This is a genomic window from Brevibacterium sp. HMSC08F02, from assembly GCF_001807555.1.
Lineage (GTDB): Bacteria > Actinomycetota > Actinomycetes > Actinomycetales > Brevibacteriaceae > Brevibacterium > Brevibacterium ravenspurgense.
The window spans coordinates 74,773-96,926 of record NZ_KV789366.1; the positions used below are offsets into that span (position 1 = coordinate 74,773).

19 protein-coding genes are annotated in these 22,154 nt (G+C 62.5%); 4 read left to right on the forward strand and 15 right to left on the reverse strand.

The genetic code is table 11. The features are described from left to right. Nucleotides 1-228: 228 nt before the first annotated feature. The 4 genes from HMPREF3172_RS09175 to HMPREF3172_RS09190 form a co-directional block, all read right to left on the reverse strand. Entirely contained in the window at nt 229-1,062 is an 834-nt protein-coding gene (locus HMPREF3172_RS09175; protein ID WP_070516989.1) for a PDDEXK family nuclease, read from the reverse strand. Between the two features lie 835 nt (nt 1,063-1,897). Next, entirely contained in the window at nt 1,898-2,317 is a 420-nt protein-coding gene (locus tag HMPREF3172_RS09180; protein ID WP_256173386.1) for an ectoine synthase, read from the reverse strand. A gap of 124 nt (nt 2,318-2,441) precedes the next feature. Continuing rightward, nucleotides 2,442-5,234, reverse strand: coding sequence for a type I DNA topoisomerase (topA, locus tag HMPREF3172_RS09185; RefSeq protein ID WP_176746148.1), 2,793 nt, complete (start codon nt 5,232-5,234; stop codon nt 2,442-2,444). Nucleotides 5,235-5,344: 110 nt separating this feature from the next. Next, entirely contained in the window at nt 5,345-7,000 is a 1,656-nt protein-coding gene (locus HMPREF3172_RS09190) for a DUF7059 domain-containing protein (RefSeq protein ID WP_256173387.1), read from the reverse strand. Between the two features lie 171 nt (nt 7,001-7,171). Here HMPREF3172_RS09190 and HMPREF3172_RS09195 point away from each other — a divergent pair, with 171 nt between their 5' ends. After that, nucleotides 7,172-9,649, forward strand: coding sequence for a DEAD/DEAH box helicase (locus tag HMPREF3172_RS09195; RefSeq protein ID WP_070516994.1), 2,478 nt, complete (start codon nt 7,172-7,174; stop codon nt 9,647-9,649). A 92-nt stretch (nt 9,650-9,741) separates the two neighbouring features. Here HMPREF3172_RS09195 and HMPREF3172_RS09200 read toward each other — a convergent pair whose 3' ends face one another. The 5 genes from HMPREF3172_RS09200 to HMPREF3172_RS09220 form a co-directional block, all read right to left on the reverse strand. Then, nucleotides 9,742-10,545: a 3-oxoacyl-ACP reductase gene (locus HMPREF3172_RS09200; protein WP_244878104.1), complete on the reverse strand. Its 804-nt coding sequence runs from the start codon at nt 10,543-10,545 to the stop codon at nt 9,742-9,744. 63 nt (nt 10,546-10,608) lie between these two features. Continuing rightward, complete coding sequence (locus HMPREF3172_RS09205; RefSeq protein WP_062020159.1) at nt 10,609-12,210, reverse strand: SLC13 family permease; 1,602 nt, start codon at nt 12,208-12,210, stop codon at nt 10,609-10,611. A 93-nt stretch (nt 12,211-12,303) separates the two neighbouring features. Further along, nucleotides 12,304-12,699: a hypothetical protein gene (locus tag HMPREF3172_RS09210; protein ID WP_239232859.1), complete on the reverse strand. Its 396-nt coding sequence runs from the start codon at nt 12,697-12,699 to the stop codon at nt 12,304-12,306. Beyond that, nucleotides 12,696-13,085, reverse strand: coding sequence for a TadE family protein (locus HMPREF3172_RS09215; RefSeq protein ID WP_082790993.1), 390 nt, complete (start codon nt 13,083-13,085; stop codon nt 12,696-12,698). The genes HMPREF3172_RS09210 and HMPREF3172_RS09215 overlap by 4 nt, the downstream gene beginning before the upstream one ends. Before the next feature lie 56 nt (nt 13,086-13,141). After that, nucleotides 13,142-13,357, reverse strand: coding sequence for a DUF4244 domain-containing protein (locus HMPREF3172_RS09220; RefSeq protein ID WP_019174483.1), 216 nt, complete (start codon nt 13,355-13,357; stop codon nt 13,142-13,144). Between the two features lie 830 nt (nt 13,358-14,187). Between HMPREF3172_RS09220 and HMPREF3172_RS09225 the strand changes: the two genes are divergently transcribed. The 3 genes from HMPREF3172_RS09225 (at nt 14,188) to HMPREF3172_RS10795 (ending at nt 16,258) form a co-directional block, all read left to right on the forward strand. Beyond that, a complete protein-coding gene (locus tag HMPREF3172_RS09225; protein ID WP_019174482.1) occupies nt 14,188-14,736 on the forward strand; it encodes an RNA polymerase sigma factor in 549 nt (182 codons plus the stop codon). Between the two features lie 169 nt (nt 14,737-14,905). Continuing rightward, entirely contained in the window at nt 14,906-15,715 is an 810-nt protein-coding gene (locus HMPREF3172_RS09230; RefSeq protein WP_019174481.1) for a hypothetical protein, read from the forward strand. A 135-nt stretch (nt 15,716-15,850) separates the two neighbouring features. Further along, on the forward strand, nt 15,851-16,258 hold the full coding sequence (locus HMPREF3172_RS10795; RefSeq protein WP_162131021.1) for a peptidase inhibitor family I36 protein: 408 nt from the start codon (nt 15,851-15,853) through the stop codon (nt 16,256-16,258). Nucleotides 16,259-16,345: 87 nt separating this feature from the next. Here HMPREF3172_RS10795 and HMPREF3172_RS09235 read toward each other — a convergent pair whose 3' ends face one another. The 6 genes from HMPREF3172_RS09235 to ssd all read right to left on the reverse strand — a co-directional run bounded on the left by HMPREF3172_RS09235 (nt 16,346) and on the right by ssd (nt 22,121). Then, nucleotides 16,346-16,789 (reverse strand): hypothetical protein, encoded by a 444-nt coding sequence (locus HMPREF3172_RS09235; protein WP_231863257.1) that lies wholly within the window; start codon nt 16,787-16,789, stop codon nt 16,346-16,348. Next, complete coding sequence (locus HMPREF3172_RS09240; protein WP_231863256.1) at nt 16,776-17,873, reverse strand: DUF3238 domain-containing protein; 1,098 nt, start codon at nt 17,871-17,873, stop codon at nt 16,776-16,778. The genes HMPREF3172_RS09235 and HMPREF3172_RS09240 overlap by 14 nt, the downstream gene beginning before the upstream one ends. Before the next feature lie 648 nt (nt 17,874-18,521). Then, entirely contained in the window at nt 18,522-19,196 is a 675-nt protein-coding gene (locus HMPREF3172_RS09245; RefSeq protein WP_141737954.1) for a type II secretion system F family protein, read from the reverse strand. Further along, nucleotides 19,163-19,885, reverse strand: coding sequence for a type II secretion system F family protein (locus tag HMPREF3172_RS09250; RefSeq protein ID WP_070516996.1), 723 nt, complete (start codon nt 19,883-19,885; stop codon nt 19,163-19,165). Before HMPREF3172_RS09250 ends, HMPREF3172_RS09245 begins: the two co-directional genes overlap by 34 nt. Then, complete coding sequence (locus HMPREF3172_RS09255) at nt 19,882-21,108, reverse strand: TadA family conjugal transfer-associated ATPase (RefSeq protein WP_062020153.1); 1,227 nt, start codon at nt 21,106-21,108, stop codon at nt 19,882-19,884. The genes HMPREF3172_RS09250 and HMPREF3172_RS09255 overlap by 4 nt, the downstream gene beginning before the upstream one ends. Further along, nucleotides 21,105-22,121, reverse strand: coding sequence for a septum site-determining protein Ssd (gene ssd / locus HMPREF3172_RS09260; protein ID WP_062020151.1), 1,017 nt, complete (start codon nt 22,119-22,121; stop codon nt 21,105-21,107). The genes HMPREF3172_RS09255 and ssd overlap by 4 nt, the downstream gene beginning before the upstream one ends. Nucleotides 22,122-22,154: the final 33 nt, after the last annotated feature.

Sequence of the window (22,154 nt, forward strand, 5' to 3'; positions counted from 1 at the left end):
TAAAGCGTGAATCTGCATCTGCGCGCAAAACCAGCCCGAGTACCGGTGCGAGTCAGCACTGGCACCATTCGCACACCCAACAACGCCAAACTCACGCTTAAATGCAGCCTCACGCGCAAATGCGCCGCATTAAAGCGTGAATCTGCATCTACGCGCAAAACCAGCCCCGTTGCCGCGCACGAGGTGGTGCTCACCAGTACACAGATTGCCCGCGTGTCCGGCGTGGGCTCAGGAAAGAATGCCGAGCGCTTTGAGTCGGGCGCGCAGTCGGTCGAGACCCAACAGGTCATTCCACATAATCCGCACGACCGTGTAGCCCAGCCGATGCAGTTGATGTTCGCGTTCTTTTTCACGCAGGAGTTGGTCGCCGTCTCCATTGAAGCCGCCGTCAGCTGTGGATAGGTATTTCACGGCGCCGTCGAACTCGATGATGATGTGCTTATCCCGGATCAGCCCGTCAACGCGGGCAACGAAGATTCCGTCTTCGTCGAAGATTTCGACTTGCTGTTCGAGGTTGTCGATCCCAAGCATGCGCAGCTTCACCATGCACACGCTTTCGCCGTAGGACTCAGCAAGTCCGTTGGCGAAGCTCAGGGCGCTGCGCACACGCGCGCATCCTGCCCGACGGCCGTAGGCTTCAGCGATTTCGTGAGCCTGGGCAAGCAGCTGTTCGCGCTGAAGAGGTGCCTCGCGCAAGATCGCATCGAGGACTGCTGTGCCGTATTCGATGGACTCATCTGCGGCGAGATCTACAGCGGTTCTGACGGGGTTGGTTATGGCGAAACCGCGCCAGTCATCGATTTCACTTTCGCCGATCTGCCGATACCGCCTGCGAAAAGTGGCTCCTGCGCGCGACAGGTTGGGGTTGATCATTTCAACTGCTTCAGGCACCGCTTTGACAGGCAGACCGTGTAGCAGGGCTGCGGTGGAATGGCTGAGCACATCGTCCGGGTGTGCTGACTCAGCAATGAGTTCGGCTTTCGCCGTGTGGAGGTTTGTTTGCGCCTTTCGCCATGCAGGGTTGCGCTTCTGTGCATCCGCGCGGGCGAACAAATCGACCATCGTCTGATCTGCGAGTTGTGTAAAAAGCGGGTGTCTCGAGCACAGCTTCACGACCGCGTACATCCCTCGATGCAATCGCTCGACGCAGCACGAGGCAGCTGACCTCAGCTCTCCCATCTGGATGCCGCAGGTCGCTGCCATGTTGTTGGTGAATACGCTATGCATCTTTTTATGTCACCGAAACAGCACCGTTTCCACAAGAGGCATTCGCAATCTGTGGATAACTTTTTTAGCGGGGGCGCGGGCATCCCACAACGCCAACCTCACGCGCCCAACAACGCCAAACTCACGCTTAACTGCAACCTCACGCTCTAATGCGCCGCATTAAAGCGCAAATCCGCATTAAAACGTAAATCCAGGTTGGCAGCAGGAACGGACGAGGCGGAGGCGCCGGCCGGGCTGAGGGTTGAGCTCGGCTGAAGGGCCGGGCTGGGCAGGGCCGCGCGGATGAGCCGACGCCGGGCATACTTCACGCGCCCAACAACACCACACTCACGCCTAAATGCAACCTCACGCGCAAATGCGCCGCATTAAAGCGTGAATCTGCATCTGCGCGCAAAACCAGTCTCGTTGCCGACCCGAGTCAGCACCGGCAGCCTTCACGGCCCAACAACGCCAAACTCACGCCTAAATGCAACCTCACGCGCTAATGCGCCGCATTAAAGCGTGAATCCGCATTAAAGCGTAAATCCAGCCGAGCCGCCGCGGCTGATCTTCAGCCCCACCCCGCCACCGCACACAGCCCCGCCCAGCAACCAGACACAGAAGCGCCCGGTCAGCATGCACAACTGCATGCTGACCGGGCGCTGTCTTTACAAGCTCAGTCTGTCGCAGCTCAGTAGCTCGAGAAACCGTCCTCACTGAGCACGTGTTTCTCGGTGCCGTCGATCGGCGGGTTGAAGATGCTCAGCAGCTCCATGTCTTCGTGGTCGGACGCACGCAGGTAGTGCGGGTCGTGCTTGTCCAGGACATAGATTACGCCGGGGGTCACGGGGAACACGTTGCCCTCCGTGTCCTCAACGTTGCCGGAGCCCGAAATGCAGTAGCAGGCTTCCAGGTGATTGCGGTACTCAAGCTTCGATTCGGTGCCTTTGCGCACAACGGTGCGGGCAACGGCGAAGCCCATATTGTCTTTTGCAGTCAGGACGCGCTGGCTGGTTCCAGCACCCCACTCAACAGCTTCGACATCGTTAACGGAACGAGTGAACACGGCGCCTCCTATGAGGTCGTATTGAGAAATCCGTACATCAGTCACGCTACGAGAACGCTCCCTGCGCTACAAGGCACAAGGAGCGCTCTCAGGGCTTATCAAGGATTCTCTGCGCCGACGGTCGAGGAACAGCCGCGCATGGAAGACACTCGGCCTAGCCAGTCCGCCGTTACGACTTCTTCGCGGTGCTGCTTTTCGCCGTACTCGACTTCGCAGTCGGCTTCTTCGCCGTACTCGTCTTCGACGCAGTGCTCTTCGCAGTCGTCTTACGCGCCGTTGTCTTCCGCGTGGTCGTCTTCTTCTTGGCAGGCCCCTTGGCGCGCTTTTCAGCCAGCAGCTGGAATGCGCGTTCGGCGGTGATGCCTTCGACGGTGTCGTCCTTGCGCAGAGTTGCGTTCGTGGTGCCGTCGGTGACGTACGGGCCGAAACGTCCGTCCTTGAGCACAACCGGCTTTTCGGAGTTCGGATCGGTGCCGAATTCCTTCAACGGCGGCTTCGCAGCACGGCGTCCGCGGGTCTTGGGCTGAGCGAAGATCTTTTCGGCTTCTTCAAGCGTGATGGTGAAGATCTGCTCTTCAGATTCGATAGACCGGGAGTCGGTTCCCTTCTTCAGGTACGGACCGTAGCGGCCGTTCTGCGCGGTGATGTCCACACCTTCGGCGTCCTGGCCGACAATCCTGGGCAAGCTCAGCAGCTTCAGCGCTTCTTCCAGACCGATGGTGTTCAGATCCATCGACTTGAACAGGCTCGCTGTGCGCGGCTTGGGCTTCTTGGCTCCGCGCTTGGGCTTTTCGTCAGATTCCGGCAGAACCTCGGTGACATAGGGGCCGAAGCGGCCGTTCTTCGCCACAATCGTGTATCCGCTTTCGGGATCGACACCGAGCTCACGGTCGCCGTCGCCCTGCTTTTCGATGAGCTCACGAGCTTTTTCTACCGTGAGTTCGTCCGGTGCGAGATCGTCCGGAAGCGATACGCGCTTCGGCTGATCCGGGTTGTCGCCTTCGGCTTCAAGGTACGGGCCGTAGCGGCCAACGCGCAGGTTGATTCCATCGGCAATGTTCACGGTGTTGAGTTCACGCGCGTCGATGTCTCCGAGGTTGTCGACAATCGACTTCAGCCCCGCGTGACCGACGTCGGAGTCCATGCCAGCCGGCGCATCGTGACCGTCCTCGGCCGTGCTGCCGAAGTAGAAATCGCGCAGCCATTCGGCGCTGTCTTCCTGGCCCTTGGCGATTTCGTCGAGATCAGCTTCCAGACCGGCGGTGAACTGGTAGTCCACAAGGTCATCGAAGTGCTCTTCGAGCAGCTTGACCACCGAGAACGCCAACCAGCTGGGAATGAGCGCGTTGCCGCGCGTGGTGACGTAGCCGCGGTCCTGGATGGTGGAGATGATGGCCGCGTAGGTCGAAGGACGGCCGATGCCGAGCTCTTCCATCCGCTTGACCAGGCTGGCTTCCGTAAAGCGCGGCGGAGGTGCCGTGGTGTGCCCATCGGCTTCCACGCGGTCGACCGACAGGGCGTCGCCTTCTTTGACGTCCGGCAGACGACTCTTGTCCTTTTTGTCCGAGCCATAGCGCTCGAGGTCCTGGCCCTCTTCGTAGGCGGCGAGGAATCCCTTGAACGTGATGACGGTGCCGCTTGCGGTCAGTTCGGCACTGCTGCCGCTGCCGAGGTCCGCGTTGATCCGCATGGTCGCCGTCGAACCCTTGGCATCGGCCATCTGCGATGCGACAGTGCGCTTCCAGATGAGTTCGTAGAGCTTGAATTCGTCACCGCGCAGCTGACTCGACACCTGGGCCGGCGTGCGGAAGTGGTCACCGGCGGGGCGGATGGCTTCGTGTGCTTCCTGCGCACCCTTCTGCTTGGAGGCATAGATACGCGGCTTCGACGGCACGAATTCGGGGCCGTAGAGCTCACCCACCTGACGGCGAGCAGCCGAAAGCGCTTCCGATGATAGGACTGGTGAGTCCGTACGCATGTAAGTGATGTAGCCGTTTTCGTACAGCGACTGGGCGGTGCGCATGGCCTGACGAGCACTCATGCGCAGCTTGCGTCCGGCTTCCTGCTGGAGGGTCGAGGTGGTGAACGGCGGCGCGGGACGACGCGAGTACGGCTTGGTCTCAAGTGCCGTAACCGACAGTCGGTCCTTCGCTTCGCCGCTGAGCTTGGCAGCGAGTTCTTCAGCGTCCTGCTGGCCCAGAATGCGCGCCTTAGTGCGCGGCTTCAGCGTGCCTTCGTCAGTGAAGTCGCGGCCCTGCGCGATCTTCTGCCCGTCAACGGCGGTGAGTTTCGCCGCGAAGCTTTCGGCCTGCCCGGGAGCCTGCAGATCGATGTCGAGGTCCCAGTAATCAGCCGAAACGAACGCCATGCGCTCACGTTCGCGTTCGACAACAAGACGGGTGGCAACGGACTGCACACGGCCGGCGGACAGCCCCGCACGGACCTTGCGCCATAGAACGGGCGAGATTTCGTAGCCGTACAGGCGGTCGAGGATGCGGCGGGTTTCCTGCGCGTACACGAGGTCGTAGTCGATTTCGCGGGTGTTTTCGAGTGCCCGTTCAAGGGCTTCCGGGGTGATTTCATGAAACACCAGGCGCTTAACCGGGACTTTCGGCTTGAGCACTTCCAGAAGGTGCCACGCAATGGCTTCACCTTCGCGGTCCTCATCTGTTGCCAGATAAAGTTCATCGGCTTCTTTCAGCAGCTTGCGAAGCTCGGTGACTTTCTTCTTCTTGTCAGGGTCCACCCGGTAGTAGGGCTTAAAGCCGTCTTCGACGTCGACTGCGAATTTGCCGTAGGGCCCTTTTTTCATGTCCGCGGGCAGTTCAGAGGGCTGTGGGAGATCCCGAATGTGCCCCACTGAGGCTTCGACGGTGTAGCCGTCGCCCAAAAAGCCGACAATCGTCCGCGCTTTCGTCGGGGATTCGACGATCACCAAACGACGTGGTTTCTTCTCAGCCACAGTTTTCCTTTCCACGGATACGCTGCGAATGTAGCACCGGGCACTGACACGGCGTTGATGCTGATAGCCACATCCAGGCTTCTTGCAGCCGTCACCTGACTGTAACGGTCCTACTCGAGTACAGGGTAGACGAATCCAAGCGGGAGTATGTCGCGCACTTGCTCTACCAGCTGCTGACACAGCTTGTCAGCATCCACTTCGAGCAAGGCTGCGAGCGCCCCTGCCACGGTGCGCAGAGTCATGGTCCCGTCGGCCACTCCGATGAACGCGGCGAGTGCGGTGTCAACTGTCAGCGTCTGCCCGAAACCGGTTCCCTGCGCCATTTCGATGACGGAGGGATTTTCGGTGCCCGGTGTGTGGTGCCGGTGTTCGACGATGTCGGAGCCGCGAACAAAAGCCGTGTCGGCTATTTCCGAGTCTTCGGCACCGGCAAGCCATTCGAGCATTGCCATACGGGTGTCGAGAAACGCCGCCACCCCTGCCGAATTCGCCCCGAGAGGCCCGCTGACACGATGTGCGGCAACCACCGGCTCACTGCCTGCACCCCTTTTGAACCGCACCCACCCAAACGAGATCTGCTCGACGCCGCGCGAAGCGAAGTCGTCAAGCCAGGCGGCGGTATCTGCGTTCCACTTGTCGCTGGCGCGAACCACACCGCCGTCGCGAATCCACGTGTGCGCGTAGGCGGTAGGCGACAGCTGCTCGCGTTCAATCACCATGAGCGATGTCTGGCCGGCGGCAGCTGTGCCAACCGCCGCCTCGTCTGCTGATGCGGCCTCATCCTGCGCCGCCTTGTGCCAGGCAGCAGGACCGGCCTCGGCATCCGGCTGGCCGACCTCCCAGTTGCCGAGCATGGCGGCCTGCCCGCCGTCGCTCAGATGATGCGGAATGTCGCGCACGAGCGAGCGCATCAGCTGATCGCCTGGCATCCCGCCATCGCGGTATTCAAACTGCCCGCGGGCAGCCTGCGGCGTGATGACGAACGGCGGGTTAGTCACCAGGAGGTCGACCGTCTGTCCGTGCAGAGGCTCCAGCAGACTTCCCTGCCGGGTTTCGATGTTGCCGATCCCGTTGATCTGTGCGTTCAGGCGCGTGAACTCCAGGGCGCGCTCAGAGATATCGGTTGCGATGACGGTGTCTGCGTGCAGCGCCAGAGCGAGCGCCTGAATCCCACAGCCCGTGCCGATGTCAGCCGCTGTTGTCACGGCTTCGCGCGGTGTGATCTCGATGAGAGTGCGCCCTGCTCCGCCGAGTCCCAGCACGAAGTCGCCGTCAAGCACTTCCGGCCGTGTGAGCGTCCCGAAATCCGATGCCAGGTAGAGGGTGTCAGGTTTGCGCCTGCCAGCCAGCCGCGGCACACCCACGGGCAGAGAGTACGGGGCGATCGACACGGAACTCACGAGGCGTCGCTCGCTTTCCTCCGAGTACTCACCCGGGCTCGGGTCACCTGAGTGGGGCTCACCAGCATCGGGTGAAACCAGCAGGCCAGCAGCTTGCAGCGCACTGACGAGTTCGGCGCCCAGAGCGTCCTCAGCGCTGGCTGTGGGAACAGCATCCTCCAGCAGGAACAGCCGTGCGACAACAGCAAGCGGTGCGGAGCTTGTGCGCGCAAACCACAGGGCGGGCGCGGCATCGTTTGTCTGCAGCGCCTGGTCGACGTCCGGTCCCCACAGTGCTTTCAGGCCAGGCTGTGTGTACTCCAGACCTTCCAGCGCCAAGCGCAGGCGCGCCGGCCATGCAGAGCCAGCAGCATGGCCACCGGCCACGGTCGCTCCCGAACCCCCTGATGTTTCACAGCCTGCGGACGTTCCAGCAGCCCCTGCAGAGTCAATCCGGGGCACAGCGGGCAGCGAGCTTCGCATATTTCCTTCCAACAGCAGGCGGCAGACAGCGCATATCAAGCCTACGCACAACCAGGCACATGAGAGAATGCGCGCATGCCGTCCGCTCTTACCGACCTCCTCACTCGCTTTAGCGAACGTGCCGACCGCGTGACGCACATTAAGAGCATTCCGCAGCGGCAAGCAGTTACCGGTGACTGGCCCGACTGGGTGCACGACGACGTCACCGCGGTATTCGCCGGTACGGGCATCACCAAGCCGTACAAGCACCAAGTCGAAGCTGTGAACAGCATTGCATCAGGCACTGACACAGTGGTGGCAACCGGCACCTCGTCAGGTAAGTCCCTGACCTTCCTGGTGCCGATCCTCGATTCCATAGCCCGCACCCGCGACAGCATCCGGCCGGCGACCTCCATATATCTGGCGCCGACGAAAGCCCTGTCCCACGACCAGCTGACGGCAGCGAAGAACCTGCCCCTGCAGGGACTGCGACCGGCGGCCTTCGACGGTGACGCCTCACGCGAACAGAAAGACTGGGCACGCAGGTGGGCCAACCTGCTGTTCACCAATCCGGACATGCTGCACCGTTCAGTCCTGCCGGCCCACTCCCGCTATGCCCGCTGGTTCAAGTCTCTGCGGTTCATCGTCGTCGACGAAGCGCACCGATATCGGGGTGTTTTCGGTTCGCACGTGGCACTCGTGCTGCGGCGACTGCTGCGCATAGCCGAACACTACGGCGCTCAGCCGGTGGTCATCGGCGCATCCGCCACCATGAGCGAACCCGCAGAAACCTTCTCCCGGCTGACCGGTCGGCCAACCACGGCAATCACCGAGGACTGCTCCCCGCGCGCCGCCGGAGAATTCATCCTGTGGGAACCACCGCTGCTGCCAGGCTCTGACGACGGGAACCTCGGAATTCCCTCCACCGCACCGACCACACCGGAACCCACCGATCCAGCAAATACCCCTGACACCTCGCCGCCCGGGTCCGACGACGCCGACGACGCCCTCCCCGCAGACGCAGCCCGCCGCTCCACGATTGCCGAAGCCGCCGACATGCTCACCGACACCACGTGCGCCGGCTACCGCTCGATTGCCTTCATCGTATCGCGAAAGGGAACGGAAGCCCTCGCCTCGGCCATCCGCCAGGAAGTCGAAACCATCGCACCGGAACTGACGAAGACGATTGCGGCCTACCGCGGCGGCTATCTGCCAGAAGAGCGCCGCATGTTGGAAACCGCCCTGCGCAACGGCAAGCTGCGCACCGTCGCGTCGACGAACGCGCTGGAGTTGGGCATCGACATATCCGGGCTCGATGTGGTCGTCATGGCCGGCTGGCCCGGCACCCTGGCCGCCCTGTGGCAGCAGGCGGGACGGGCCGGCCGCTCCGGCCAGCAGTGGTCCGCGGTTCTCATCGCCCGCGATGACCCACTGGACACCTACGTGGTCCACCACCCCGAGGCGATCTTCGACACCCCCGTCGACGCCGGCGTCATCAACCCCGCCAACCCCTATGTCCTAGCGGGTCACCTGTTGGCCGCAGCCGCCGAACTGCCGCTGACCACCGCCGACTTCCCCCGTTTCGACGCCCATACTCACCCAAACGCCCACCACCCCAGCCGTGACCAGCCGGAACAGACAGAGGAACCGGGCGGCGCCGCGTCATCCCAGGCAGCCCAGCTTGTCGCCCAGCTGACCGAACACGGAATGCTGCGGGCCCGCCCAACCGGTTGGTTCTGGACGAAAGCGGAATCGGCGGCAGCGCTGACCGACATCCGCGGTTCCGGCGGAGGACAGGTGCGATTGGTGGAACAGGAAACCGGCCAGCTTCTGGGCACGGTTGACGATGCCAGCGCGCACGCGCAGACACACACCGGCGCGATCTACGTCCACCAGGGCATCGAATATCAGGTGATGGACCTCGATTTGGACAACTCGGTCGCCATGGTTCAGCAGGTTTCCGTCGACTTCACAACGCAGGCGCAGTCGACAACGGAAATCAGCATTGTCGAAACCCACGACCAGTTCGCCCTGCCCAGCGGCGTGCGGGTTTTCAGCGGGATCGTCGATGTGACTGACCAGGTGACTTCGTTTGTGCGCAAACAGAAGCGCACTGGAGTCCGGCTGGGCGAATTCGAGCTCGACCTGCCGGCTCGCACCCTGCAGACCTCGGCTGTGTGGTGGACCGCCCCGGAGGGGCTGATTGCCGATGCCGAGGTGGAGGCAGCTGATCTGCCAGGTGCGGTTCACGCGGCTGAGCACTGCGCGATCGGCCTGCTGCCGCTGTTTGCAGGGTGCGATCGGTGGGACATCGGCGGGGTGTCATCCGATAGGCACGCCGACACTGGCATGGCGACGGTCTTCGTGCACGACGGTCAGCCCGGCGGGGCGGGCTTTGCCGAACGTGGCTTCGCTGAGTTCCGCCGGTGGTGGCAGTCCACTCTGGACACTTTGACCAGCTGTGAATGCATCAGCGGCTGTCCCAGCTGCGTGCAGAGCCCCAAGTGCGGCAACGGCAATGAGCCGCTGGACAAAGACGCCGCCCGCCGGCTGCTGCAGCAGATGCTGGGGTGAGGGCGACAGCCCCAAAAGTGGGGCGGCGGCCCCGGAGACGAGGGCAGCCGTGTTACGCCTCGCCCACCGGGCCCCGGGCTCCCCTGCCGAACTCAGTCCATGACGAGGCCGTTGTCGACCACGAGGTTCTGGCCCGTGACCGCGCGCGATGCCGGCTGGGCGAAGAACGTGGCGGCCGAGGCGAATTCCTCCGGTGTGGTCACGTGGCCCAGCGGTGTTGTTGCTGCGATTGCGTCGAAGACTTCGTCCGGAGTGGCGGCCGAAGCGTCGGTGGTGCGCAGCAGACCGCCGGAGACCATGTTGACGCGCACGCCCAGAGGGCCGAGGTCCTTTGCGAAGGTGCGGGTCAGCGACAGCAGGGCAGCTTTGGCGGCTGTGTAGTCGTGGTAGGGCACGACGGGGTTTTGGAACAGGTTGGTCCCGATGTTGATGATCCGGCCCGAGCCGATTTCCCGGAACCCGTTCATAGCCGCCTGGATGACGTGCACCGCGCCGCTGATGGTGCCGCGGAACTGGTCGTCAAAAGCGGCATAGGAAATGGAGTCCGCGTCCGGGCGTTCGTCGCCGTTGAATGAAAAGTCGACCAGCGCGTTGTTGACCACGGTGGTGACGGGCCTGCCGAATTCTTCGCGTGCGGCATCGAACATGGCCTTGACCTCGCGGAAGTCAGTGACGTCCGCGCGCACGGCCAGCGCCTCGCCGCCTTGCGCCCGGATCTGTTCGGCAAGGCGAACCGCCTGGTCTTCCGAGTTGCGGTAGTTGATGACAACAGCCGCACCTTCGGCGTGGAAGGCTTTGACGAGAGCAGCGCCCAGCCCGCGTGCGGCACCGGTGACTAGCACCAGCTGTTCGCTCACGGGCATGGCTGCTGTTGTGTGAGCTTGTGCGTTCGTCATTGAACCTCCCTGGGTATTGACCGCCATGGTCAAACTGCGTGGACTTCCACCCTAACCCGGTCCTCAGACCAGGCCTATCCACTTCCAGTAGGTGGCGGACAGAAGCAGGACCAGCAGGTAGCCGACGATGGTGATCGGAATGCCCGATTTGAGGAACTGCTTGGCCGTGAACGCGCCGGTTCCGTAGGCGAGCATGTTCTGCGGGGCGGAAATGGGAAGCAGGAATCCGAAGCAGATGAGGAACTGCTGGATGATGACGAACCCGATTCCGCCGCCTGCCGCACCGGGGATGGACTGGGCGAGTGCGATGAACACCGGGATGAGCGCGGAGCTGAGGGATGTTGCCGATGCGAATCCCAGGTGGATGAGGATTGTGAAGATGCCGACGAGGGCGATCATGGCGAGCATCGGCATGTCGGTCACACCCAGTGCGCCGAAGGTTTTCTCTGACAGCCACGTTGCCGCTCCCGTGTTCAGCAGGAGCGAGCCGAGCGAGATTCCGACGGCGAACACGATGAGCGTGCCCCAGTTGATGAGCTTTTCTGCGGTCTTCCAGGAGAACACTCCCACGCGGGGAAGCAGGAGGAAGCCGATGGCGACGATGGTGACGGTTGCCGAGCTGAACGGGTGCAGCACTTCTTCGGTTGCCCACAGGAACAGCAGGCACACGGCGACGATGACCAGGCGGATTTCTTTTCCGGTGATGGGGCCGAGTTCGGCGAGTTCTTTTTCAACAACTGCCCGGCCACCCTGTATGTGATCGACTTCGGGTTTGATGACGCGGCGCATGATGAAGAACAGCGCGATGCTCATAAGAACCGACCACGGGGCGGCCCACAAGAACCACTGCCCCCAGGAGATCGACTGGCCCATGGAGGTTTCGATGAAGCCTGTGGCCACGAGGTTCTGTGCTGCTGCGGTTTTGATGCCGACATTCCAGATGGACACGGCCTGGGCTGCTGTGATGATGAGCAGGGCGCCCAGTCGTGAGTTGGTGGGCAGGCCGAAGGCAGCGACCATGCCCAGAAGAATCGGCACGACGGCACCTGCGCGGGCTGTTGCGGAGGGGACGAAGAACGCGAGGATCGTCGAAATGACGATCGCGCCGATGAGCACGCTGCTGGTCTTTTCGCCGGCGACTTTCAGTACCAAGAGGGCCAGGCGCTTGTGCAGGCCGGTGGCCTGCATCGCGGCCGCGAGCGCAAGTGCTGCGGCGACGAGCGCAACGGCGGCGCTGGAGAATCCGCTCAGTGCCAGTTTGATTGATTCGGTTGTGCCCATCGCCTCGGGGGATTCACCGTCGAGTGCTGGCGTGAAGGACAGCATGACGGTGATGATTCCGACGATCAGGATGGACGAGACCGTGTAGGAAACTGCTTCTGTCACCCACATGACGATTGCGAAGGCCAGCACGGCCAGACCCATTTTCCCAGCAAACGTCAGGTCGTCACCGGTGGGAATGAACATCACTCCGATGAGTGCTGCAAAAGCGATGAAGAACCAGATTGGTTTGAGGTTCAGGTGAGCGAGGAAGCCGTCGGGGTGTTTGCCGGAGTCAGCTTCTTGTGCCTGGGCGACAACCGCTTTTTCTCGCTTGGCGGATTCTGCGTCACGTGATCGCCGTTCGGCCTGTTTGCGGAGGGGGCTTTTGCCTGAGCTGGCCATAGCGCTCCAATCAGTGTGCTGCAAAGTGCAATGTTCACATTCGACGGTACCCCCCTGTTGCAAACACTGCATGAACTGCCCCGTTTTGGGTTTTCAACCGGCTGTGTGCGGCTGCGGCCCACCTGCCACGGCTGAGCGCTTCACTGCGGGAAACGGGGCTGGCAGCTTCGCTTTGACGGTGACTTTCGCCCGTCCCAGGTCAGGACGGGCAATGCAGTCGTCCATTGTGAAGCCGTCGGCTTCGATGAGTTTCTTTGCAACGTCACAGGGGTCGCCGGTACGGATTCCCCGCGCAGCGTCAGCTGCTGCCAGGGCTGCAAGGTCGGCACTGCCGTCTGCGCGCGCGGATACGAGGATGACTTTGCTGGTCAGTCCAAGCCCTGCAATGAGCACTGCCGCTAACCCCATGAGGCTGACTGCGATTGCGGGCATGGACCCGCGATCTGCCCGGCGGTGCCGCTGAGCTTGCCGCGTTTGCTGTGTGCTCATTGTGCGTCTCCGGACTGCGCGCTGCTTTCCGTGCGCGCTCTTTGCACTGCTTGCACGCGAGGGATGAGCTTCCGCATGGTCTTCGGTGTCGGGACGGTGACGGTGACGACCGTGTATTCGCCGTCTTTGCCGATTGTGACGGCGGAACCGGGGCCGGCTTTGCTTTCCGCACTGCGGCGCACTTCTGCGGTGGGTTCGCCGCGGGCGGCTTCGCGTGCGCCGGCCCGCGCAGCTTCGTAGGTGCGAAGCTGCGCGAGGCCGAGGGTGCCCACTCCGATGACCATAAGAATGACGAGCACGATAGCCGGCATGATCATGGCGAATTCGGCCGTGACGGCACCGCAGTCCTTTCCTGCGGTCCGCTTCCGGCAGAGAGCGTTTGACATACGAGCAGCGTCACGAGTGTGGCTCCCTGGGCGAAACATCGAAGTGGGCACTGCCATCACCCGCCCATGTTGAGCGCTTTGGAGATGACACCTGTGATGAGAGTTTGGATGCCCTCGGATTTCAGCACCACAACGAGCAGTGCGGCAAAACCACACGCGGCGAGTGTTGTGATCGCATACTCTGCCGTTGTCGCTCCCCTGTCTGGTTTGCGCAGGCGCACGGGTTTCTTTTCTTCTTCCATCGGAACGAGTTCCTGAACTTCGTTGTCCATCTTTTCCCTTCCTTTCTTCAGATGGCGCTTCCAGCGTGCAGGTGCGGAGCACCCGAAAGAAGAGAGAAGAAAAGCCTGGGGACAACCGCGAAGTTATCCCCAGGCTTCAGAACTGCAGTCCAGTTTCAGCCGCGTCGATCAGCAGGAGCCCTTCACCCAAACAGCACCGACATATTCGTCTGTCTGGAGTCAACCGTGGGGATCAACCCTCCGAGTTCGAATGACCCTCATTCCCTGAGCTTCAGCGCGGCAGGCACCCGCTCGCGATTCGTGAAATCTGTGATCAAGTCATGACTTGACTGCCTTCAAGGGTCGGTTCACTGCGATGTCGATGAATGCTGACGGACCGTCATTGAGCTGGTGTCTCGTTGCGAGGACTACACACGTCAGAGGAAAGGCAGCTGGAGGTGACGACAATCCCGACTCCTGCCGCACCCCCGTTCACCCGACTCCCCTCTGCCGCTGTCCCCGCCCCGCGAGGACGCTACTCCAACTGTGAGCTATAGCGGCTTCCTCTACCTTCGCTATTTTCTGAGCACAAACCCGCACTACATCGTGTTATACAGATCACATTTATGGTGGTGGTGGGCTCCTTGACTCTGTGTGGTGCACGCCTGGCCGTGGAGGACAGGTGGCACGGCTCGCTTGGGATGTAACGCGGGGACGCTGTCAGCAAATAGAAAACTGTGAGAGGTGCGATTGGGACGAGCCAGATGGGGCGGGCATGATAGCGATCAGGGCGGTCGTATCTGAAGCTGTTCTGAAGTCTCTCATCGTGCCGAGGAGTGATGTTCGGAGGGCATCGATCCGATCGATCGGAAGGAGACGAGGTGAGGCAGGAAGCCGACGGCGACAGCGTGGCGCACGCCGAGGTGTTCGCGCACTTCTATGCTCGACACTATCGCCTCGTCCTCACGGTTGCCCAGCAACGTCTATCGGGAGTCGCCGATGCCGAGGATGTGGCAGCGGAGACCTTCCGGATCACGTGGGCTCACCATCAGTCCGGAGGTGATCTCTCTCTGCCCTGGGTGTACAAAGTGTTGCGCAATATCATTGGCAACGAGTACCAGCGCGTGGCTCGTTCGACGGAGCTGTTTAGCCGGATCGGTGGGCTCAGCGGCGATAGCTCCTACAGGATGGAGACCGCAGATGCACTGGATGTTCGCCGGGCTCTGGCAGGACTGAGAGAAACCGACCGCGAGATTCTCTACATGGCCTATTGGGAAGACCTCACTCGTGCGGAGATTGCGTCGATCCTTGGGATATCGACGGTGACCGTGCGGGTACGGCTGTTACGTGCCCGACAGACGCTCAAAGCGTTGCTGTACAACGCCGTCGAGGACGCTCACAGTGAGGAGGTCAAGGATGGACGAGTTTGAACGACGCATCCGCGATGCGCGACCACTGAGTGGGCACCGACACCTCCCGTTGACGGGGCGCGCGAAACAAGAACTCGCTGACTTGGTTCTCTCCTCCCCAAATGTCCCACCAGCGAGTCGACGACTCGGGCCCAGCCCGGGTCACCCTCGACGATTCAGCCGGCGGCTGATGCTCATCGCATCCTCCCTTGCAGCGTTCGCCATAGCCGGGGGCGTCACACTCAACATTCTCCCCGACACACCGGCATCAGCGGCGACCCCACCACTGCTCGTCACCGATCACATAGATGCTTCCGCGGAAGAAATTCTCGACGAGTCAGCAAAGTTGATGTTGCAGCGCGACCCGCCGCCGAACAGGATCCGGATGGAAACCTGGGTGCTGAACACCGAAATCGACGCCAACGGCACTATTATCTCCTCGTCCGTCGAACCGCGGCACGAAGAGATCACGTTCGTCGGCGACGGGAACGTACACGTCGTAGTTACCGTTGCGCCCCCATTCCCTGGACAAAAGACCGAGCATCTGGCCACGCCGGGGACGGTGCTGTCAGACGAGACGTTCGCACCTGGCGAATTTGACACTCCTTACCCCGAAGCAGTGCCGACTGAACCGACAGAGATCGCTGACTACCTCGCCACAGTGGCAGGAAGCGAACAGCCGCTAGGAGCTGGAGAGACGATCCAGGAGGTCTCCAGCATTCTCTCCAGCAACGTCCTCTCTCGAGACCAGGAGAGCGCGCTTCTCTCCTACGTCAGCGGTCTGCCTAATCTGGAGGTCGCGGGCCGCGTCACCGACCGCCTCGGACGTGACGGCATCGCCATCCGCGCCACAGACCGCGACCCCGGACACGTCGAAGACCTACTCATCATCTCGCCCCGCGCGGGCTCGATCACCGCAGCTGAGACCATCTACATCGGCAACGACCGTACGGACATTGCGTCACCATCTGTCATCCATTACGTAGCCTGGGACCGCTGACCGGTCTCGTCTTTCTCACAAGAAAGTGACCACGACATGCGAAGAGCATCTCGCCTTACCGCCACGCTCACCTTGACCTTGATCTTGCTTCTTGCCCCGCAGAGCTCCTGGGCAGCAGGTCCGACAGACACATCGATGCAAGAACGCGTCGATGACGTAATCGAGGACTTCGGAGGCTCCCAAACCGGTTGGAACGAGGTTACCTGGGGCGAAGGCGCGATCGTGCTCACTCTCGATCCCACCGACACTGCGCCGGGCTCCACTCCCAGAGCAGCGACTGCGCGAGAGGTCTCCGCCAAATGCGCATCGGGACGCTACTGCGTCTACTCCGCAGCAGGGTTCCGGGGCAACAAACTCAGTTACGCGACCTGCCCTGCAACATATACCTCGTTCGCTGCGCTCCATGGGAAGGTGCGTTCCGTAAAGAACTCCCGCAGTTCCGGCACAGTGCTTGCCTACGCTGGTTCCCAGGTGAAGGCAACAGTCAAAGCAGGCAGAGGTGCCAGCAGCGTTTCCCGCATCACCAAGATCAGATGCTCCTGACAGCACATCGATTCCATGTGGCATCGACTGGGGAAAGTAAGTGCCCGCCGCACGAAGAAAGAGATCTTTGCGCGGCGGGCACTGTCGTCAGGCACGGCGTGGAGCCGTGACGAGGGCGGCTACAACCATCGAGATGATGAAAGATGTCCACGCCTCGCCCGTGAGGCCGAAGAAGTAGTGAATTCTCTCCAGCGCTCCGCTCACACGCATGGGCACCTGCTCGGCCACAGCATCACCGATCTCCCCGAGTAGAGCGTACGAGAGGATGAACACAACGGCCGCGAGGACCGCAGACCAGGCGACGCGACGAATCCGTCTCTCCCGTCCCCAGGTCGCGACCGCGACAACCACGACCATGACACCGGCAGCAACGACAGGCGGCCACCGGCTATCCGCCGGGACTTCCAGAAGCGCGGCGAACGCAAGGCTGTAAAGCGCCTGCGCGGCGAACCCGCCCACGAGCGCACCTCCCATGATTGCGCGACGCCGCAACATGACCTTAGATCCGTGCAGCCGATCAGTACTTTCCATAACCCACCATCTGCGCCTCGGGGCACAACCAACTCACCAGGCACGCGGCACTTGCGTACTTCCGCTGGTAGACAGTCTTCCACTTTCCACTGATCGAAGAAACGTACACCTCGTGATTCGGCATTTGACGATGACTGCCGGAAATGATGCTGTACGACCCGTTTTTGGTGATCGTGATCGTAAAAGCACCCTGAATCGAGTTGTACTTACAGAACGGGTTTCCCGCTTTTAGCCGGAAGCGAAGATCGACATCGGTCTTCGTTTTTCCGAGCTGCTTGATAGACATATCCTTTGTAGAAGCTGTCTTCGTAGCCACAAGCTTTCCCTTGGAGTTGTAAACCTTCGTTGCGCCGACGTTCTTGGAACTCCCGATGAGTCCCCGGCCGTCCCATCGAACGTTCGCGTTCATACTCGTGCGAGACGTGCCTGAACTGGCACCGAAGCCGCGGTTGTCCCCACCGAACTTGTAGCTGCTCCTATAGCTGCCGCAACCTGCCCGCGGTGCACTGAGCTTTGCTTGCGGAATGAACGTCCTGTATCTCACCGTCGATCCCGTATAAGCGGCCATTGCTTCAATCTGGGTGTTATGTTCCGCAGCCTCTGCTGCCAGGTCCGTCGAGTCAGGTACCACGACGTCGAACCCCTGGATCGTCACCTCGTCGTCGTGAAGAGGGGCTGCCCCTTCAGGAAGGATGGTCTCCACCCGATAATGATGGATTACGCCCGGGACCGCGTCCGAGTCGCGGAACGACCGCTCAGACGTTTCTGCGAGGAGTTCATCGTCGCGAAACACTGCATAGCTGCGTGACGCGTCGACACCCTCCCAGGAAAGATCAACGTGCTCCGTGTCCACCGCCGCGAGCGCTCCATGATCGGCGAGAGAAGCATCAACGATCACTGTCTCATCGCCCTTGAACGTGCCGAGCTGCACCCCATCGGTGATGTCAGCGTTCGGTGCCGCTCGACGCCCCAAATTCCCATCGGGTTCGGCACCATCGATGACAAGGTCACCGCTGGACAGCGCGTCGAGCGTGTACTCAGCGTCTTGACCGTTCGGACCTTCTGCATGCGCTGGCGCGACCATGCCCGCTACGAACACCCCCGCTGCGATCGCAGACGCACACGTCCACACAACTCGTCTTCGTGGTCTCATGGCTGTTCCACCTCCGGAGTCTCCTGGCGCGCGGGACTGTCCCACGCGCCCTCACTGGTCTTATTTGCCGACCTGCGCTCCGCGTTACACCCCGCCACGTCGACCACCACATCCCTGTCACGGCCACCCCTGCGACCTCCCAACCGCGGGCTGTGGCGTAGACACGACAGCCAGCCTCCTGCCGTTCCACTCCACGCTCGGTGCCCTCAGGGTCGTCACTGATCCTGACGTACACCACCGCCTGCAACGACGATGCTGATCCCGCAGCCTGTTCCTGCTCTTCGTGGCCCATGTCCTGGCTCCACCTTCCTACTCGTGTGAAAGGTAGGCGCGTTTACAGAACCTCGGCTAGCTCAGCGCTGCTCACGGCGCTTCCAATCAATCTCGACGACATCGGAGGCAGACTCAAGGGTGGTGCCTCGCCTGACGTATCCAACAGGGTGAATGATGACCGTCATGAGCGCCTCCACCACTGAACGCAGACGCGAGAGCGTTCACTCCTCATCGTTCCACCACGCACGGGCGTCCACGACTCCGACGAGTTCGGCGAGCGGATCGATGTCGACCAGCAGGAGCCCTTCACCCGAACAGCACCGACATGTCGTCGATGAGGGTGAGCACCACGGGAACAACGCCCAGCAGAATGAACGCCGGCAGAATGCACGCCCCCAGCGGAATCACCAGCTGCACTCCAAGTTTCGCCGCCGCCAGCCTCCGGCGCTGATGTTCAGCCCGGCGTAGGTCGTAGGCCATAGCGGACAGCAGGCCGGCAAGTGCCGCTCCGGTCTGGGCAGAGAAGCGGATGAGCACAATGACTTCGCTCAGATGCTGATCCTCAAAATCCGTCTGTCCCAGCTCAAGGGCTCGGCTCAGCGCACCCAGATTCGACCGGTCACCGCCGGCTGCGGCGGCAAGGGCCAACGCCCGACCAATCGGCAAACCCGCGCGAAGGCAAATAGCTGTGAGCTCAAGGTCGAAGGCGAGCGCCTCAACATCAGATTCGCCGGGGTCGCTCTTCTGCTCACGACTGAGCCCCAGCAGACCCTCCAACAAACCTGAGGACCTCTTTTCTTCGCCCGAGCCCGCGTTCTGCGTATCAGCGCCGGCTCGATCACCAAGGCCGACTCCGCCATCAAGCACCCGCTTGAGCCGCGCATCCGCATCCCCGATCCACAGCCACACGGCAGCAGCAATGAGAACCGCGGCGACCACCCCGGCCATCACAGTGCCCTCTTCAACATCCGGCGCATCCACAGTCGACCGACCACCAAAAGAACCGCCCCGCTGACACACGAGACCGCACCGGGAACGGAAGTCAGGAGTTCCGCCGGATCAGCGCCGATGAGCACCGCCAGGCCAAGTGACAGAAGCGGCAGCGCGGTGAGCACCTTCACGGTCGACTGGGGTCCGGCCAGCGCAATGGCCCGCTCGCGGGCTGAATCCGTCTGCATCCGCGCGGTCTTTGCAAACCGCTCGAGCAGATTTGCCGCAGGGGCTCCCGCAGATTCGGCGACGAACCACACCGACGCCATGTGAAGCAGAATGTCTTTCGACTGCGCGGGAAGACCTTCGGCCTGCGCGGAGATCGCCTGATGCGGAGCAGACCCAAGCTCAGCAGAACGCGCCGCCGTAGCCAAAGCTGCCTGCAGGTCCTCTGGCCCGGGCAGCTTCGACAGGTGTTCCAACACCGCCGCCGGTGCCGCGCCCACACGCAGCAGTTCCGCAGCCCGGTCAATGACGGCGATAGCGGCCGCCGCATGTTCGTCATCAGCTGCGTCCGACTTGCGGAACCGCCGCACCAGCCCCTGCAGACCATCACCCGCACGCGTCCGAGGCCCATCCGAATCATCGCGCGGCAGCAGCTTATTCAGCCGCCTTTCGGCGGGGTCCCACACCCACAGCCCGGCCGCCGCGGCGGCCAGCAGCGCAGCGAGCACGATCATGACCGCTCCCCCTGCTTCCGCCTCAACCAGTCCACAAAACCATCCCAGCCGGCACCAGCCCCGTGTTCAACGCTCCACACTGTTGCCAAGTCCGCCGAGGTGCCGCCGGCTTCCGCCGCCACCTCACCAGAAGTCTGGGGTTCGGTAGGGGCAGTGTGCTCGGCGCTTGTGCGCGCGGCGATTTCGGCGAGCCTCCTGTGCCCGTCACGTCTGCGGGTGATGTGCAGGATGACATCAATTGCCGTCATCGACTGGGAGCGCACAGCCTCCGGACTCATACCCGCAAGCGCCCCCAGTGCTTCAAGACGGGCAGGGACCGCCGACGCGGTATTCGCGTGAATAGTGGCACACCCGCCTTCGTGACCGGTGTTGAGCGCGGTGAGCATGTCGCGGACCTCAGCCCCTCGACACTCCCCGATGATCAGCCGGTCCGGCCGCATGCGCAGGGCATTGCGCACGAGGTCAGCCATTGACACTTCGCCCATGCCCTCGACGTTTGCCTGTCGGGCTGCCAGCTGAACCACGTGATCGTGGCGCACATTGAGTTCACGTGAGTCCTCAACGATGACAATGCGCTGGTCAGCCGGTATTTCGGCTAAAAGCGCGCCCAGCAGAACTGTTTTCCCCGACCCGGTTCCGCCCGATATGAGGATGTTGGCCCGCACTTCCAGCAGCTCCAGAAGAACCTCGGCGATCTCCGCGGTAAGAAAAGACCGCTCAATGAGCTCTGACAGTCGAAAGCCTTTGCTGCGGGGCACGCGAAACGACATCACGGTGTGCTCCCCTGCAAGCGGCGGGATGAGTGCGTTGAGCCGCACTCCGTCGGGCAGGCGCACGTCGACCAGGGGCTGGGAGTCGTCCAGGCGCCTCCCGCCGAGTGCTGCTAAGCGCACAGCGAGAGCCCGCACATCATCTTCGGTTCCCAAGGACAGCGGTACGGGCACCAGCCCGCTTCCCCTGTCCACCCACACGTCCTGCGGGCTGTTGACGAAGACGTCCGTCGTTTCGGGCTCATCGAGCAGTGACTGCAGCGGACCGGCCCCACCCAGCTGAGCCGAGATCCGGCTGACCAGCTCCAGGAGCTCAGCCGATCCGACCACCCGGCCACTGCGGGCGAGCGCGGTGGCAACAGATCCCGCTGTCACCGGCCCGGGGTTTTCCAGCAGGTGGGTTCTGACATCGCGGATGAGCTCCGCATCGAGCCATTGACCGTCAAGAGTCACAGCGAACCGCCTTCCACGATCTTTTCGGCCACACGCCCCACGTGGGTGCGTGCAATCGGCAGGCCTTCACCGCGGTCAACGGCGGCCGCTGCCTGTGGGTCGTCCTTGATGACACCCACCAGCGGCAGTCCGATGGTGTCGGCCACGAGTTCGGGCCGCACGCCTCCCCTGCCGGCGTCGCGCACAGCGATGCGCACGGCCGAATTGACCGCTTCCAGACGCCGGGCGACCCGCGATGCCGCAACCGCGGCGCGCACCCTCCCGGGCACCACCACCGTGAGTTCGCTGCACATGCGCGCCCACTGCACGGGCGCATGCCGCGGTAAATCGACGACCACCAGCTCAAAGGCCTGCTGCGCGGCAGTCATAACGGCCTCAAAGACTTCCGGGGTGAGCTCTTCCGTTCCCGTCCGATCCCACGACAGCACCGCCAGTCCCTCAGTGCGCGGCAGTGAATCTCGCAGAGTCGACGGCCGCAGTCTGCCGCGGGAAGCCGCCAGGCTGGGCCAGCGCAGGCCGTCTTTGCCCTCTGCACCCAGAACGAGGTCGAGCCCGCCTCCCAGCGGATCGGCATCAAGCAGCACCGTGTCGATGTCCTGCGCGGCGGCACTGCGAGCGACCGCGCAGGCGAGCACCGAGGTGCCCGCTCCCCCAACTCCGCCGACGAAACCCCACGTCTGCGCGGGCTCTGCCGGGGGTTCCACGGCGTTGATCATGCGGATAGTCAGCCATTCCGCACCGGCGGGCAGCACAGCCACGGTGTCAGCCCCCAGCCGCGCCGCGGTCGCCCACACCGCGTTGGACTGCGTCAGCGTCACAAGGACGGTCGGTACGTTGCCGACGTCCGGGGCTTCTGTGATGTCATCGCCGATCAGAACGAGTGCGGCATCCTGCCAGCCGCCGTTTTCCGGCAGACGAATATCGAGGCCCAGGCCTATGCCGTCTGCCAGCGCGGCACAGTGATCAATGAGGCTGGGCACTCGGGTGAAGAGCACTACACGAGGTCGATTCATGCCTCCACGATCGCGCCGTCTCTCAGCCCCGAA

Coding starts and splice junctions, on each gene's coding strand:
- HMPREF3172_RS09175 (WP_070516989.1), bottom strand. CDS start 1,062: ATGGTCGATTTGTTCGCCCGCGCGGATGCACAGAAGCGCAACCCTGCA.
- HMPREF3172_RS09195 (WP_070516994.1), top strand. CDS start 7,172: ATGCCGTCCGCTCTTACCGACCTCCTCACTCGCTTTAGCGAACGTGCC.
- HMPREF3172_RS09200 (WP_244878104.1), bottom strand. CDS start 10,545: ATGACGAACGCACAAGCTCACACAACAGCAGCCATGCCCGTGAGCGAA.
- HMPREF3172_RS09205 (WP_062020159.1), bottom strand. CDS start 12,210: ATGGCCAGCTCAGGCAAAAGCCCCCTCCGCAAACAGGCCGAACGGCGA.
- HMPREF3172_RS09210 (WP_239232859.1), bottom strand. CDS start 12,699: ATGAGCACACAGCAAACGCGGCAAGCTCAGCGGCACCGCCGGGCAGAT.
- HMPREF3172_RS09215 (WP_082790993.1), bottom strand. CDS start 13,085: ATGTCAAACGCTCTCTGCCGGAAGCGGACCGCAGGAAAGGACTGCGGT.
- HMPREF3172_RS09220 (WP_019174483.1), bottom strand. CDS start 13,357: ATGGACAACGAAGTTCAGGAACTCGTTCCGATGGAAGAAGAAAAGAAA.
- HMPREF3172_RS09230 (WP_019174481.1), top strand. CDS start 14,906: ATGCTCATCGCATCCTCCCTTGCAGCGTTCGCCATAGCCGGGGGCGTC.
- HMPREF3172_RS10795 (WP_162131021.1), top strand. CDS start 15,851: ATGCAAGAACGCGTCGATGACGTAATCGAGGACTTCGGAGGCTCCCAA.
- HMPREF3172_RS09235 (WP_231863257.1), bottom strand. CDS start 16,789: ATGGAAAGTACTGATCGGCTGCACGGATCTAAGGTCATGTTGCGGCGT.
- HMPREF3172_RS09240 (WP_231863256.1), bottom strand. CDS start 17,873: ATGGTCGCGCCAGCGCATGCAGAAGGTCCGAACGGTCAAGACGCTGAG.
- HMPREF3172_RS09250 (WP_070516996.1), bottom strand. CDS start 19,885: ATGATCGTGCTCGCTGCGCTGCTGGCCGCCGCGGCGGCCGGGCTGTGG.
- ssd (WP_062020151.1), bottom strand. CDS start 22,121: ATGAATCGACCTCGTGTAGTGCTCTTCACCCGAGTGCCCAGCCTCATT.